The organism is Collimonas sp. OK242 (assembly GCF_900107095.1).
Taxonomy (GTDB): Bacteria; Pseudomonadota; Gammaproteobacteria; order Burkholderiales; family Burkholderiaceae_D; genus Collimonas.
Window position 1 is genome coordinate 292,582 of sequence record NZ_FNOR01000003.1, and the last position, 14,503, is coordinate 307,084.

Below are 14,503 nucleotides of genomic sequence, written 5' to 3' on the forward strand. Positions count from 1 at the left end.
TCCATGCCGTTTCATCTTGGTATATAAAACACGGCCTTTTCATTCACCTGCGACCTGGCGCCGTCGAGCCCCTGCAGCCTGAAAGAAATATGGTTGGACCCCGGCCGGCCCTGCCCGTGCGGCACTCTTACCCGCACCGGAATCAGCCGCGTCTCGGTGGCGGCGAGCGTTACCTCGCTATCGCCGGACAGCGCGATGCCATCGATGCCGGCCACACTGATCTTGTACCGATGCGGCATTTCGTCGGCATTGATTGCCTGCAGCCGATAGACATTCTCAACCATGCCTTCTTCGACTTCCCGGCCCATGGAACCACGATCGCGAATTACATCGACTTTGAGAGGCACCCTGAGTATCAGCGAGCCAAGGAACACCGTCACGATCACCAGCAGCGCCGAGCTGTAGATCAACACGCGCGGGCGAAAAATCCGGCGCAGAATGGCAGCCGCCGGCAAATTCTCCGTCATCGCGTGTTCCGTTGAATAACGGATCAGCCCGCGCCGCGCGCCTATCCTGTCCATTACCATATTGCAGGCGTCGACACAGGCGGCACAACCGATGCACATGTATTGCAGGCCAGCCCGGATATCGATTCCGGTCGGGCAAACCTGCACGCACATGCTGCAATCGATGCAGGGAGAAGAGGCCGGTTCCGGGGTTTTCCGGTAACGGCTGGAACGCGGTTCGCCGCGTGCCGCATCGTAGGTGATGATCAAGGAATCGCGATCGAACATGGCGCTCTGGAAGCGTGCATACGGACACATGTATTTGCACACCTGCTCGCGCATCCAGCCCGCATTGCCATACGTGGCGAAGCCATAGAATAGAACCCAGAACCACTCCCACGATCCCAGGCCAAGTACGCTTGCCTCGCGCGCCAGATCGTGGATGGAGGTGAAGTAGCCGACGAAAGTAAAGCCGGTCCACAAAGCCACGACGCCCCAGGCCAGGTGCTTACCGCTTTTACGCAGCAATTTATCGAGCGACCACGCTTGCCGGTCGAGCCGCATGCGCGAACTGCGCGGCCCTTCTATCCGGCTTTCTATCCACAGGAATATCTTGGTGTACACCGTTTGCGGGCAAGCGTAGCCGCACCAGACCCGGCCGGCGATTGCCGTAAACAAGAACAGCGAGAACGCGCAGACAATCAGCAGCACGGCAAGATAGATGAAATCCTGCGGCCACAGCACGATGCCGAACAAATAGAACTTGCGCGCGGCCAGGTCGAACAGCACTGCCTGGCGGCCATTCCACCTTAACCACGGCATGCCATAAAACACCAGCTGTGTCAGCCATACACAAATCCAGCGCAGCGTGGCGTAACGCCCGCTGACATCGCGCGGATATATTTGCTGCCGTGCCTGGTACATCCTGACAACCGCAGTCTTTGGAGAAGATTCACTGGTGTTCATGATTGGCCATCGGGCTTGCGATCATTGTGAGGCCGCCGCCGTGCGATCACGTGCGACCGCGCTGCCGGGATGATTCGACAAACTCCACACATAAGCCGCAAGCACATGCACCTTCGGTTCGCCGAGAAAATCCTTGAATGACGGCATGGTGTTGTCGCGCCCCTTGCGAATGGTTTCCATGATGGTGTCGACGCTGCCGCCGTATAGCCAGATCTTGTCGCTCAGGTTCGGTGCGCCTATGGCCTGGCTGCCGGTGCCGCCGCTACCGTGGCAGCCCATGCAAACAGAAAACTTCGGTTTGCCGAATACCGCCTTGATCGGATCGTGGGTCGAGCCGGACAGGCTCAGCACATAGTTTGCTACGTTCTCGACATCCTTGTCGCCTCCCAGCGCGGCCCCCATCGGCGGCATTACGCCATGCCGGCCTTCCATGATGGTGGTCTTGATGGTTTCCGGCGCGCCGCCATGCAGCCAGTCGTCGTCGGTCAGGTTCGGAAATCCTTTATTGCCGCGCGCGTCGGAACCATGGCATTGCGCACAGTAAGTCAGGAACAGGCGTTCACCGATCGCATGCGCCTGCGGATCGGCGGCGACTGCTTTCAAATCCTGGTGCAGGTATTTGTTGAACATGGGGCCGTAGTCGGCATCGGCTTTCTTCAGCTCGGCCTGATAGGCGCTGCTGGATTTCCAGCCGAGCTGGCCGGCGAAACTGCCGAGGCCGGGATACAGTACCAGATAGACCAGGGCAAACACGATGGTCACATAGAACAGCCACATCCACCAGCGCGGCAAAGGATTGTTCAATTCTCCCAGGTCGTCGTCCCAGACATGGCCGGTCGTATTGTCAGCGGGATCCTGCCCCGGTTCCAGCGTGACCTTGCGGCTGCCCTGCATCCACAACAGCACGCCGCAGCCGAAGATGCTGAGTATCGTCAATATGGTGATATAGGGGCTCCAGAAGCCATCGGTAAAATCAGCCATGGTGACGCTCCCTGGCATCCAGCTGCGCCTTCACTTTATCGAGCTGTTCCTGGTCGTCGGCGAACGGCGACAACGCCGCCTCGTCGAAATCCTTAGGTTGTTTTCGAAAATAACTCCACCAGACAATGCCGATGAACGTGACAAAGCTGATCAGGGTAATGATGCTGTGCGCCTCAATCAGTATTTTTTGGATAGCCATGATTATCTCTCCACCTTGATCTGTGTTCCCAATCCTTGCAAATAGGCGATCAACGCATCTTGCTCGGTCTTGTTCTCCAATGCGGCCGGTGCGGCGGCGATCTCGGCATCGGTGTAGGGATCGCCCAGGCGCTGCAGCGCGCGCAGGTGCGGCACGATATCGTCAGGAATCAGGCGGGTCGATTCCAGCCACGGATAGCCGGGCATGTTCGACTCCGGCACCAGGTCGCGCGGATTGTGCAGGTGGGCGCGATGCCATTCGTCGCTGTAGCGGCCGCCGACGCGCGCCAGATCCGGCCCGGTGCGCTTCGATCCCCATTGGAACGGCCGGTCGTAGACCGATTCGCCGGCCACGGAATAATGGCCGTAGCGTTCCGTTTCGGCACGGAATGGCCGGATCATCTGGGAATGACAGTTGTAGCAGCCTTCGCGTATATAGATGTCGCGCCCTGCCAGCCGCAGCGGTGAATAGGGCCGCAGGCCGGTAACCGGCTGGGTCGTCGACTTCTGGAAAAACAAAGGTACGATTTCCGCCAGGCCGCCGACGCTGACCACCAGAATCACCAGTGCGATCAACAGCCAGTGATTTTTTTCTATCGATTCATGTGAGAATTTCATGCCCGTGCTCCAGGTTCGAATTGAGTCGATTGCGTCATAGGGCCTCCGCTCCTTCAGTTGCGATCTTGGCCGCGGGGACCAGCACCGGCGCCACGGGGTGAATACGCGCAACCGAAATGCGCGTGTCCACCGGGAAGCTTTTGCGCATGGTCTTGAATGCATTGAAAGCCATCAGCAGCATGCCGCTCAGATACAGCAAGCCGCCGAAGAAACGAATCACGTAGTAGGGATAAGTCGCCTTGACCACCTCGACAAAGGCATAGGTCAGCGTGCCGTCGGGATTCACCGCACGCCACATCAATCCCTGCATCACGCCGGCAATCCACATCGCGGCGATGTACAGGACGATGCCGATGGTGGCCATCCAGAAATGCAGCTCGATCATCTTTACGCTCCACATCTGCTGCTTGCCCGCCAGGCGCGGAATCAGGTAATACATCGAACCCATCGTGATGAAGCCGACCCAGCCCAGCGCACCGGAGTGAACATGGGCGATGCCCCAGTCGGTGTAGTGCGACAAGGCGTTGACGGTCTTGATCGCCATCATCGGACCTTCAAAGGTCGCCATGCCGTAGAACGACAGCGACACCACCAGGAATTTGAGGATAGGATCCGTGCGCAATTTGTGCCACGCGCCCGACAAGGTCATCATGCCGTTGATCATGCCGCCCCAGGATGGCGCCAGCAGGATAAGCGAAAACACCATGCCCAGCGACTGGGTCCAGTCCGGCAATGCGGTGTAGTGGAGATGATGCGGGCCGGCCCACATGTAGGTGAAAATCAAAGCCCAGAAATGGACGATCGACAAACGATAGGAATATACCGGGCGCTCGGCCTGCTTGGGAATGAAGTAATACATCATGCCGAGAAAGCCTGCGGTCAGGAAAAATCCCACCGCATTATGGCCGTACCACCACTGGATCATGGCGTCCTGCACGCCGCTGTACGCGGAGTAGGATTTGGTCAGGGTGGCTGGCATGGCCATGCCGTTAACTACGTGCAGCAGCGCCACGGCAATGATGAAAGCGCCGTAAAACCAATTGGCTACATAGATATGCGCGACCTTGCGTTTGGCCAGCGTGCCGAAGAACACCACGGCATAGGCCACCCACACCACGGCCAGCAGAATCGTGATCGGCCATTCCAGTTCGGCATATTCCTTGCCGCGGGTGTAGCCCATCGGCAGGGTAATCGCGGCCAGCACGATCACCAGCTGCCAGCCCCAAAAGGTGAACGCAGCCAAGCCGTCCGAGAACAGGCGCACCTGGCAAGTCCGTTGCACCACATAGTAGGAGGTTGCCATCAGCGCGCTGCCGCCGAACGCGAAGATCACCGCGTTGGTATGCAAGGGCCGCAGCCGGCCGAAACTTAGCCAGGGGATATCGAAATTCATTTCCGGCCATGCCAGCTGGGCTGCAATCAGCAGGCCGACCGTCATGCCGACCACTCCCCACACTATCGTCGCAATCGAAAATTGCTTGACGACCTTGTAGTTATAGTTAAGCGCATTTTCCACGTTCTTCTCTCCCCAAAATACCACTGCAATGGGGCGAGGTTAACCGGCTATGGCCGTTTACTCTTTGATGTGAATCAAACAGCGTGCAATTGACAGGAATTAATTCGAAGGGCCGTTGTCCGCTGCGGACTCGCTTGCGATTTTCTCCGGCGGCCTGGCGCTGTCGTCATCCAGCAGGATTCTCATTGCGGGGCCGACCATATCGTCGAACTGGCCGCTGTCGGAAGCGCGGACGAACACCCATATCGCCAGGAACACCAGCACGGTGCTGATAGGGATGAGCAGATAAAGCGCTTCCATATCTATCTCCTATAGCTTATTACGCAAGCGCAACGCATTGATCACCACCAGCGCAGAGCTGAACGACATGCCGGCCGCCGACAGCCAGGGATTGAGCAAACCCAGCGCCGCCGCGGGAATCGCCAGCACATTGTAGATCGATGCCCAAGCCAGGTTTTGCCGGATCACATGCATGGTTTTATTGCCGAGCCGCGCGGTATCCGCCAACGCTGACAAGCGATCCGACATCAATACCGTATCCGCATGGACCTGAGCCAACGCCGCGCCTGTTCCCATCGCAAAGGAAACATCGGCGACACCTAATACGGCGGCGTCGTTAAGCCCGTCGCCTACCATGGCGACGGTTTCGCCGCGGCGCTGCAAGGCTTGCACCAACGCCAGTTTCTGCGCCGGCAGCTGCTCGCCGTAAGCGCCATCCATATGCAATTCACGCGCCACCTGCTGCGCCACATGCCGCTCGTCTCCGCTAAGCAAGATCACTTTCTTGCCTCGGCTCTGGAAGTACGCCACGGTCTGACGGGCATCTTCCCGCACCGCATCGGCCAGGTCGAAGCGTGCCAGCCAGTTGCCCGCCTTGCCCAGGTACACCGGCGTCATCGTTATCCCGTCCTGCGCCGCGGCGGGCATCAAGACCTCGGCCAGCTCTGCCACGTACGATGCCGAACCGAGCCGATAGAGAATACCGTCGAACTCTGCCTCCACGCCTTTTCCTGCTACCTGGCTTATGGTCTCGGCCTGCAATGCCGGCGTCTGAGGCGGTCTGCCGCAAGCTGCATCGGCGATGGCCCGTCCCAAAGGATGGGCGCTGGATATTTCCATCGCCGCTGCCATCTGCAGATACCGTTCGCTGGTGCCGGCGCCATACGCTGTAATCTGTTGCAGCACAGGCTTGCCTTGGGTGAGTGTGCCGGTTTTATCGAAAATGACATAAGTCGCCCGATGCAGGGTTTCCAGCACGTGCGGTTGCACGATCAATACTCCGCTGCGCAGCAGCCGGTCGGTGGCGGCGGCCAGCGCTGACGGTGTCGCCAGCGACAAGGCGCAGGGACAGGAAACCACCAGCACGGCGATCGCGATCGGCCAGGCGCGCGACGGATCCAGCCATTGCCAGGCGCAAAACGCCAGCAGCGCGCATAACAGCAAGGCTGCCACAAACCAGCCGGCGACCCGGTCTGCCCATTGCGCCATGCGTGGCTTGTTCTGGGTCGCTTGCTGCGCCAGCTTGAGCAGAGCCGACAAGGTACTGTCACGCACTACCCGGCTTACCCGCAGTACCATGGCCTGCCCGCAGTTGACGGCGCCGCCGGGCAAAGCATCGCCAGTCGCGCAAGACACGGCCTTGCTCTCCCCGCTTAGCAAGGAAACGTCAATACTGCCGCCGCCGCTCAGCAAAACGCCATCGGCCGCAATCACTTCACCCGGCTTGACCAGGATCAGGTCGCCCTTGACCAATCTTGCTGCAGCAACGAGCTCGCCATCCATCGCCTGCGGATAAGCGAGCAAGCGAGTAGCGGCGTCAGGCAAGGCATGCTGCAGGCGCTCCAGCGTCGACGCCGCCTTGCGCCGCGCCGTCAGCTCCAGGTAGCGGCTGCACAACAGGAGGAAGACGAACATGGTGACGGTATCGAAATAGACTTCGCCAGAGCCGCGCACGGTGGCCACGGCGCTGCCGGCAAACGCCGCCACAACGCCGATGGCTACCGGCAGGTCCATGCCGAAGCGGCGCAACTTCATGCCGATCCAGGCGCCATGCAGGAAAGGCAAGGCTGAATAGCACAACACCGGCAAGGTCAGCAGCAGGCTGGCCCAACGCATCAACTGGAGCTGTTCATGGTCGATGCTGCCGGCCGCAGCGAAATATGCCGGCGCCGCGTACATCATGACCTGCATCATGCACAGGCCGGCGATGAATGTCTGACGGAACAAGCGCTTGCCGGATTTGCGCAGCTGCTCGCCCTGTCTGACCGCATCGAACGGGTAGGCGCTGTAGCCGATTTCGCGCAGCGCCTGCAGGATATCGCTAGGTTTGCATCGGGTCTTGTCCCAACGGACATACAGGCGTTCGCTCGCCACATTCAGGTTGGCCAGCTGCAGTCCCGGCAGGCGCGCCAGCCGTTGTTCGATCAGCCAGACGCAAGCAGCGCAGCGAATGCCTTCCAGCGCCAAGGTCGCTTCCAGCAGACAAGCAGCCTGCCCGGCCGGATTGTCAGGCACTGTGGCGAATTGCGAGCAGCCCTCTTCATCGTCGTACAACTGCAGTTCGGGCGGGACCAGTCCGTCACCGTCGACATGATTGGAAAAAGCGGTGCGCGCGGTGTAGTAGTCGGCATAACCGCTGTCGACAATGGTTTGCGCCACCGCTGCACAACCCGGGCAGCACATCGCGCGCGGCACCTGCCCGATCCTGACTGACCAGCGCTGTCCTGTCGCAGCGGGCGGCAGCGGCAGGCCGCAATGAAAACAGTCGCCGGAGGCGGGTTCGGCGGCCGCATCCGGTGACAGCGCCGCAGGGTCGATAAGGACGGCGCTCAATGCCCTGCTCCCGCAGGGCTGATGCAGATTGCATCAAGCCAGCCCAGCGGCATTCCCTCAGCCACTCGCAAGATGCCCATCAACCCGAACAGCAACACGATCAAGCCGCCGGTGATACGTACCCGACGATCTTGCAGCCAGCTTTTCAGGCGCATTCCCAACATGCCGAGCGTCAATAGCATAGGCAAGGTTCCCAGCCCGAACGCCAGCATCACCTTGGCGCCGGATACGGCATCGCCGCTCAGCATTGCTGTCAGCAGTACGCTGTAGACCATGCCGCATGGCAGCCAGCCCCATACAGCGCCCAGCATCAATGCCTTGGCCGGACTGTCCATGGGCAGCAAAAATTTGATGGCGGGCTGCAAACGCCGCCAGACGATCTGTCCCAGAGCTTCCAGCCGCCTTAAGCCGCGCCAGGCGTCCATCAGATGCAAGCCCAGTGCTATCAATATCAGATTGGCCAGCCAGTAAGCAACTATCTGCAGCGATGACAGCGACGTCAGGGCGCGCACACTCTGCGCCATGCCGCCCGCTATCGTGCCGGCCAAGGCATAGCTGAACAGCCTGCCGCTGTTGTAGGCAAACACGCGCGACAGATGCATGAAATAGGTTTGATCCGATGGTTCCGGCATTTTGCCGACCGTCACCAGCCGCAACGGGATTACGCGAGCCGAAGGCGTTGCCGAGGGCGCTGCCGCCACCGACAAGGCGCTGACGATTCCGCCGCACATGCCGACACAGTGGATGCTGCCAAATAATCCTATCAAGAAAATCGGTAACAGGTTCATGCGTACCTCATGCCCAGGGCGCCTGCTTAAATGGTTTTCGAATAACGCAACGGACTTTTCCCCAAAGCCAGATAACGATCGAACACCATGCAAATATTACGGATCAGCAAACGCCCTTTCATGGTTACGGTGATCCATTCGTCATCCAGCTTGAGCAAGCCGTCCGCCGCCAGCAATTCCAGCTGCGTCAGCTCAGCCGCAAAGTATTCGGAGAATTTGATCGGATGGGCGATCTCGATCGATACCAGCGACAATTCAAAATCGCACATCAGGCGCTGAATGATCAGTCGTCGCAGCAAATCATCCATGCTCAGCTTGACGCCGCGTGCGATGGGCAAGATCCCCTGGTCGAGACGCTGGTAATAGGCATCCAGCGTTTTCTCGTTCTGGCTGTAGCTGGCGCCGACGGCGCTGATTGCGGACACGCCGCATGACACCAGATCGGCCTCCGCATGGGTTGAATAACCTTGGAAATTGCGATGCAAGCGCCCTTGCCGCTGGGCGATCGCCAAGTCGTCGTCGGGCTTGGCGAAATGGTCCATGCCGATGTACACGTAACCGGCGTTGGTCAGCCGCCTGATACAGAGGAACAGCATGTCGATCTTGGCTTCCGGCGTCGGCAAATCGGCATCTGCGATGCGGCGTTGCGGCTTGAATATGTGCGGCATATGCGCATAGCTGTAGATGGCAATCCGATCCGGCGCAGCTGCGATTACCTTGTTCAGCGTTTGCGCCATCGATATCACGTTCTGCTTCGGCAAGCCGTAAATCAAGTCTATGCTGACTGAGCGATAGCCGGCATAACGTGCGGCATCGATGATCCTGAGCGTATCTTCCTCGGGCTGGATCCGGTTAACGGCTTTCTGCACCGCAGGATCAAAATCCTGCACCCCGAGGCTAAGGCGATTGAAGCCCTGCTGCCGCAATGCGACGATACGTTTCGGCGTAACTGTGCGCGGATCGACCTCTATCGAGTATTCGCCCTGCCCGTCTGGCGCGAACTGAAAACTCGCATGCAGATGTTCCAGCAGATCTGTCATCTGCAGATCCGACAGGAAAGTCGGCGTACCGCCGCCGAAATGCAGTTGTTCGACCTGGTTCATGCCTTGAAACAAGACTGACTGCATCGAAATTTCGCGTTTCAGGTACGTCAGGTAAAGCGCCGCCTTGCCGAGATTCTTGCTGACTACTTTATTGCAGGCGCAGTAGTAGCAAATCGTGTCGCAAAACGGGATGTGCACATACAACGACAAGGCATGGCGCGCACCCATTTCGCGCCGGTTGGTAACTGCCCGTAAATAATCTTCGACGCCAAAATCTTCTGAAAACCTGTCTGCGGTGGGATAAGACGTATAACGCGGCCCGAGTTGATTCAGCTTGCGCAGCAAGGATGCGTCATAACTGACCGCGCCAACCGTGGGCGACGATCCTCTGGAATTTAACATGTACACACTCCGGCAATTGAATGCATCAATACGTGGGATTGATGACATCTACCGGCTGCAGCATATCTTGCGCAGATGGCAATCGCCTTGACATAGATCAAAAAAAACGGCCACGGACTAATCCGGGGCCGTTTGGTTTCTACTATTTTCTTTCAAGGCTCCGAGAGCCCGGCGCTTGCCTGCCAGCGCAATTTAGCCTGCCCGCTGGCAACTTAAATGACTGTTGCCAAACCCAAGGTCAGCAACAACGCCACCACCGAAATGATGGTTTCAGCGACAGTCCAGGTCTTGAAAGTCTCGGTCACTGTCATGTTGAAGTACTCCTTGACCAGCCAGAAGCCGCCGTCATTGACGTGCGACAGGATCAGCGAACCGGCGCCGGTTGCCAGCACCATCAGTTCCGGCCGGACAGTTACGCCGGCAGCGGTGACGATCGGCGCGACGATACCGCAGGCAGTGGTCATTGCGACCGTCGCCGAACCGGTGGCAACCCGAATCAGCGCGGCCACAAACCAGCCCAGCAGCAAAGGCGACAAATGGGCGTTGTTGGCCAGTTCGACAATTGCCTTGGAAACGCCGCCGTCGATCAGGATCCGGCCGAAACCGGCGCCGGCGCCAACGATCAGCGTGATGCCGGCGATAGGCGCCAGACATTCCGTAGTGAATTTGAGAATGGCTTCACGATTAAAACCGCGTGCCTTGCCGAAAGTATAAAAACTTACCAATGTCGCAATCAACAATGCGATGACGGAATTACCCATCAGGCGCAGGAAATCGTTGGCGAAGGTCTTTGGCGTGAAGAACAGGTCGGCCCAGCTGCCGATCAGCATCAGCGCTACCGGCAACAAGATGGTGCAAATGGTGATGCCGAAACCAGGCAAATCACGGCCTTTGTCTTCTTCGACAAATTGCGCGATCAAGGGATTGTCAGGATTAGGCACGACGAAGCGGCTGATCAGCTTGGCAAACAGCGGACCGGCAATAATCGCAGTAGGAATACCGACGATCAGCGCGTACATGATGGTGCGGCCGATATCTGCGTTGTAGGCCGTCACGGCGAACAGCGCTGCCGGATGCGGCGGAATCAAACCATGCACGACCGACAGGCCGGCAACCATCGGGATCCCGACCATGATCATCGAAGTCCCGGTACGCTTGGCGACGTTGAATGCAATCGGAATCAACAGCACGAAACCGACTTCAAAGAACACCGGCAAGCCGACAATCAGGGCCACCACCATCATCGCCCAGTGCACGCGCTTGGGGCCGAACACACCGATGAGCGTGTTGGCAACGCGTTCTGCGCCGCCGGATTCGGCCATCATCTTGCCGAACATGGTACCCAGCCCGACCACCAGCGCGATATGTCCCAAAGCGCCGCCGACCCCAGTCTCATAAGATTTGACAATGGCTCCCATCGGCATGCCGACCACCAAACCCAGGATCACCGATACCACGATCAGCACGATGAACGGATTCATCTTGAACTTGGCGATCAGCACTATCAGTGCGAGCACTGCAATCACCGCATAGAGCAGCAACATATTTCCTTGAACCATCTCCATCAAATCCTCCTAAAGTCCGATTTATTTTTTGACACCGCCAGATACCCACTGCCTAAGCGCACGAACCCATAACGGCGCCATTTTGCAACTATTAGCTACTAGTTGTCAGTAAACTCCGCCAAGCTGCAGCGGATTATTTTTTATATGCGATGCAATCCACTTCCACCTTGCAATCGACTACCATGCTCGATTGCACGCAAGCGCGGGCAGGCGGATTGGCGCCGAAATACTCTTTGAAAACCCGGTTGAACGATTGAAAATCGCGGGTATCATCAAGCCAGACACCGCAACGTACCACGTGTTCCGGACCGTAGCCGGCTTCTTTCAGGATCGCCAGTACGTTCTGGATGGTCTTGTGCGATTGTGCGACGATGCCGCCATCGATCACTTCGCCGTCCACCATCGCCACCTGGCCGGAAACGTACAGCCAGCCGTCGGCTTCGACCGCACGCGCGAATGGCAAATGCTGGCCGCCGGTTCCGGAACCGCCTTCAACACCATATCGTTTGATAGTCATCGCTACTCCTCAATAAAAAATAAAACTCAACAAAAATTCAACTTGCGAGGTACCACGCTCATCCCGCTTGCCGCGCCAGGAAACGTCCTGCCCGCGACTCGGTCGGGGCTTTTTGCGCGCCGCCCAGGTAAGACAAGACACCATTCACCCATACCGCATCGATTCCTTCGGCCGGCTGCATCGGATCAGAGAATGTTGCAGCATCGCGTACGGTTTCCGGGTCGAACAACACCAGGTCGGCCCAATAACCTTCGCGCACCAGGCCGCGTTCAGCCAGGCCGAAGCGTTCGGCCGACAAACCTGTCATCTTGCGGATCGCCACGCTCAGCGGAAACAACTTTTGTTCGCGGCTGTAGTAACCCAGCACCCGCGGAAACGCTCCCCAAAGACGCGGATGCGGCAACGGATCGTTAGGCAAGCCATCCGAGCCGACCACACTGGCCGGGTGGCTCAGGATGCGGTTGACATCGTCGTCCTGCATGCAGTGATAGACCGCGCCGGCCGGCTGCAAACGATGCGCCGCCGCCATCAGGTCGACCCGCCATTCGGCGGCGATCTCTGCCAGCAGCTTGCCGCCCATGGCCGGCTCCGGTTCCGACCAGGTCACCATGATGTCGATGGTGTCGGTCACCTGTTTCAAATCCAGGGTGGATGAGCTGGCGGTGTAGGGATAACAGTCGCAGCCGACCGGTTGGTAACGCTGCGCCTGCTCCAGCGCTTCCAGCACTTCGCCGCTGCGGCCCCAGTTTTCAACGCCGGCGCATTTAAGATGCGAAATCACCACCGGCACCCGGGCATGTTTGCCGATACGGAAAGCTTCATCCATGGCTTCCAGGATGTCGGCGAACTCGCTGCGCAAATGGGTGGCGTAGATGGCGCCGGCCTCGGCCAGCGGTTCTGCCAATGCCAGCACCTCGGCGGTCGGCGCATTGATCGCGTTGCCGTAAGCCAGGCCGGTGCTGAGTCCGAGTGCGCCGTGCGCCAGTGCTTCGCGCAACTGCACGCACATGGCGGCGATTTCAGTTTCGGTGGCGGCGCGATCGAGCCGGTCCATCTGGTTGCTGCGCAAGGCTGTATGACCGATCAGCGCCGCCACGTTGATGGACGGTTGAGCCTGGGTCACCGCATCGACATAGGAAGCAAACGTCGGATAGCTGAAGGCGCTCGCCTCGCCCAGCAGATTCATCGGATCCGGCGGCTCCGCCTTGAGGCTGACCGGCGCCGCGCTGATGCCGCAATTGCCGACAATCACAGTGGTGACGCCCTGCGACAGCTTGGGCAACATGTTCGGCGTGCGGATCACGTTGGTGTCGTCGTGCGTATGGACATCGATGAAACCGGGGCTCAGGACCTTGCCGCTGCCGTCGATCACCTGCGTCGCCTGCCAGCCCGAGGACTTGCCGGGATTGGCGCCATTGCGCGGCTCGATATGGAGGATACGGCCGCCGGCCAAGGCGACGTCGGCCACGAACGCAGGCTCGCCGCTGCCGTCGATCACCGATACGTTACGAATCAGCGTATCGCAACTTGGCGCGGCCGCTGCATTTGACAATGGCGTATTTGATCCGGTGCTCATCTCAATCTCCCAACGGCTCGCGATTGCCGCCGCCGCGATGTGTATCCAGTGTGAATTTCAGGCGTCGCAGCAACTCCTGGCTACGATCTTTTTGCAGCAATGCCAACTCGGTCATCAGCACGTCCAGCGCCATCATCATGGCGTAGCGCGACGACGACGGCTTGAAAATAAAATCGGTTTCCAGCGACTTCAGCGGCAACAGCACGTCGGCCATCGCGGCCAACGGCGAACCCAGGGCGGTGATCGCCACCAGCCGCACGCCGTATTCCTTGGCGATGGCGCAACTGGCGTTGAGTTCAGGCACATTGCCGGTGGTTGACAGGGCCAGCACGACGTCGTCCTTGTCGAGCGTTGCGGCTACCATTTTTTGCAGCATGGCGTCGTGATAGGTGGCTACCGGGCGCCCCAGGCGCACCAAGCGATAGCGCGCCTCATCGGATAGCATAGTCGAGCCGCCCCCCATGCCAAAGGCATAGATCATGCGTGCCTGCAGCAGCGCCCGCGCCGCTTGCAGCAAGGTATCCTGGTTCAGCAGGCTGCGATTGACCTCCAGCGCTTTGTGGATATCGGCATACACGATGTCGACGATTTGCGGGAGCTGATTTTCAACAACAGAGCTCTCGACCCGCAAAAACCGCTGTCCGATGGCGGCCGCCTGGGCCAGACGCATCTTCAATTCGCGCACATCGCGGCAACCGATGGCTTTGGCAAAACGGGTGACGCTGGCTTCGCTGACGCTGGCTTGTTTCGCCAGGGTCTGGATGCTGGCGCTGGCGGCAAACGGCAAATCGCCCAGGATCGCCTGGGCTACCTTCTGCTCCGCCAGGCGCAACTGAGCGCTACGTTCGGCGATGCGCGACACAATATCGAATGGGTGAGGCATGTGTTGTCAGATGCGTCGTAAATTAAGCAGCAAAACGGAATCTAGGACAGGCAGAGCGCCGCAACGGACTCTGCCGCAGGCGCAGCAGGACAAAATTTCATGTTACTTTGTAACATACTTTTAATATAGTAAATTCAAGGATATGATTACGTCAAATGAATTCTGAAGGAGG

The 14,503-nt window shown here is 58.8% G+C and carries 13 protein-coding genes; all 13 read right to left on the minus strand.

All coding sequences use genetic code 11. The features are described from left to right. Positions 1-11: 11 nt before the first annotated feature. Positions 12-1,412, minus strand: a complete 1,401-nt coding sequence (ccoG, locus tag BLV81_RS04430; protein WP_092352809.1) for a cytochrome c oxidase accessory protein CcoG — start codon at positions 1,410-1,412, stop codon at positions 12-14. A 21-nt stretch (positions 1,413-1,433) separates the two neighbouring features. Then, complete coding sequence (gene ccoP, locus BLV81_RS04435) at positions 1,434-2,393, minus strand: cytochrome-c oxidase, cbb3-type subunit III (protein WP_092352811.1); 960 nt, start codon at positions 2,391-2,393, stop codon at positions 1,434-1,436. After that, the gene (locus BLV81_RS04440; protein ID WP_176992742.1) at positions 2,386-2,592 is read right to left on the minus strand and encodes a cbb3-type cytochrome oxidase subunit 3; all 207 of its coding nucleotides are present in this window, start codon (positions 2,590-2,592) and stop codon (positions 2,386-2,388) included. Before BLV81_RS04440 ends, ccoP begins: the two co-directional genes overlap by 8 nt. 2 nt (positions 2,593-2,594) lie before the next feature. Beyond that, the gene (ccoO, locus tag BLV81_RS04445; protein ID WP_092352813.1) at positions 2,595-3,209 is read right to left on the minus strand and encodes a cytochrome-c oxidase, cbb3-type subunit II; all 615 of its coding nucleotides are present in this window, start codon (positions 3,207-3,209) and stop codon (positions 2,595-2,597) included. A gap of 34 nt (positions 3,210-3,243) precedes the next feature. Continuing rightward, entirely contained in the window at positions 3,244-4,725 is a 1,482-nt protein-coding gene (ccoN, locus tag BLV81_RS04450) for a cytochrome-c oxidase, cbb3-type subunit I (RefSeq protein ID WP_092352815.1), read from the minus strand. A 99-nt stretch (positions 4,726-4,824) separates the two neighbouring features. Next, entirely contained in the window at positions 4,825-5,025 is a 201-nt protein-coding gene (gene ccoS / locus BLV81_RS04455; RefSeq protein WP_092352817.1) for a cbb3-type cytochrome oxidase assembly protein CcoS, read from the minus strand. 9 nt (positions 5,026-5,034) lie between these two features. Next, complete coding sequence (locus tag BLV81_RS04460; RefSeq protein ID WP_255364949.1) at positions 5,035-7,557, minus strand: heavy metal translocating P-type ATPase; 2,523 nt, start codon at positions 7,555-7,557, stop codon at positions 5,035-5,037. Then, a complete protein-coding gene (locus BLV81_RS04465) occupies positions 7,554-8,345 on the minus strand; it encodes a sulfite exporter TauE/SafE family protein (RefSeq protein ID WP_092352819.1) in 792 nt (263 codons plus the stop codon). The genes BLV81_RS04460 and BLV81_RS04465 overlap by 4 nt, the downstream gene beginning before the upstream one ends. A 26-nt stretch (positions 8,346-8,371) precedes the next feature. Further along, entirely contained in the window at positions 8,372-9,790 is a 1,419-nt protein-coding gene (gene hemN / locus BLV81_RS04470) for an oxygen-independent coproporphyrinogen III oxidase (RefSeq protein WP_092352821.1), read from the minus strand. A gap of 212 nt (positions 9,791-10,002) precedes the next feature. Beyond that, positions 10,003-11,355, minus strand: coding sequence for a GntP family permease (locus BLV81_RS04475; protein ID WP_092352823.1), 1,353 nt, complete (start codon positions 11,353-11,355; stop codon positions 10,003-10,005). 133 nt (positions 11,356-11,488) lie between these two features. Further along, positions 11,489-11,872, minus strand: coding sequence for a RidA family protein (locus BLV81_RS04480; protein WP_014005262.1), 384 nt, complete (start codon positions 11,870-11,872; stop codon positions 11,489-11,491). A 58-nt stretch (positions 11,873-11,930) separates the two neighbouring features. Then, complete coding sequence (locus BLV81_RS04485) at positions 11,931-13,448, minus strand: N-acyl-D-amino-acid deacylase family protein (protein ID WP_092352825.1); 1,518 nt, start codon at positions 13,446-13,448, stop codon at positions 11,931-11,933. 1 nt (position 13,449) lies between these two features. Next, complete coding sequence (locus BLV81_RS04490) at positions 13,450-14,331, minus strand: MurR/RpiR family transcriptional regulator (RefSeq protein ID WP_092352827.1); 882 nt, start codon at positions 14,329-14,331, stop codon at positions 13,450-13,452. Positions 14,332-14,503 lie beyond the last annotated feature (172 nt).

Excerpts from the sequence above, each read along its gene's own strand:
- ccoG (WP_092352809.1), bottom strand. The coding sequence starts at position 1,412 with ATGAACACCAGTGAATCTTCTCCAAAGACTGCGGTTGTCAGGATGTAC.
- ccoP (WP_092352811.1), bottom strand. The coding sequence starts at position 2,393 with ATGGCTGATTTTACCGATGGCTTCTGGAGCCCCTATATCACCATATTG.
- BLV81_RS04440 (WP_176992742.1), bottom strand. The coding sequence starts at position 2,592 with ATGGCTATCCAAAAAATACTGATTGAGGCGCACAGCATCATTACCCTG.
- ccoO (WP_092352813.1), bottom strand. The coding sequence starts at position 3,209 with ATGAAATTCTCACATGAATCGATAGAAAAAAATCACTGGCTGTTGATC.
- ccoS (WP_092352817.1), bottom strand. The coding sequence starts at position 5,025 with ATGGAAGCGCTTTATCTGCTCATCCCTATCAGCACCGTGCTGGTGTTC.
- BLV81_RS04465 (WP_092352819.1), bottom strand. The coding sequence starts at position 8,345 with ATGAACCTGTTACCGATTTTCTTGATAGGATTATTTGGCAGCATCCAC.
- hemN (WP_092352821.1), bottom strand. The coding sequence starts at position 9,790 with ATGTTAAATTCCAGAGGATCGTCGCCCACGGTTGGCGCGGTCAGTTAT.
- BLV81_RS04475 (WP_092352823.1), bottom strand. The coding sequence starts at position 11,355 with ATGGAGATGGTTCAAGGAAATATGTTGCTGCTCTATGCGGTGATTGCA.
- BLV81_RS04480 (WP_014005262.1), bottom strand. The coding sequence starts at position 11,872 with ATGACTATCAAACGATATGGTGTTGAAGGCGGTTCCGGAACCGGCGGC.
- BLV81_RS04485 (WP_092352825.1), bottom strand. The coding sequence starts at position 13,448 with ATGAGCACCGGATCAAATACGCCATTGTCAAATGCAGCGGCCGCGCCA.
- BLV81_RS04490 (WP_092352827.1), bottom strand. The coding sequence starts at position 14,331 with ATGCCTCACCCATTCGATATTGTGTCGCGCATCGCCGAACGTAGCGCT.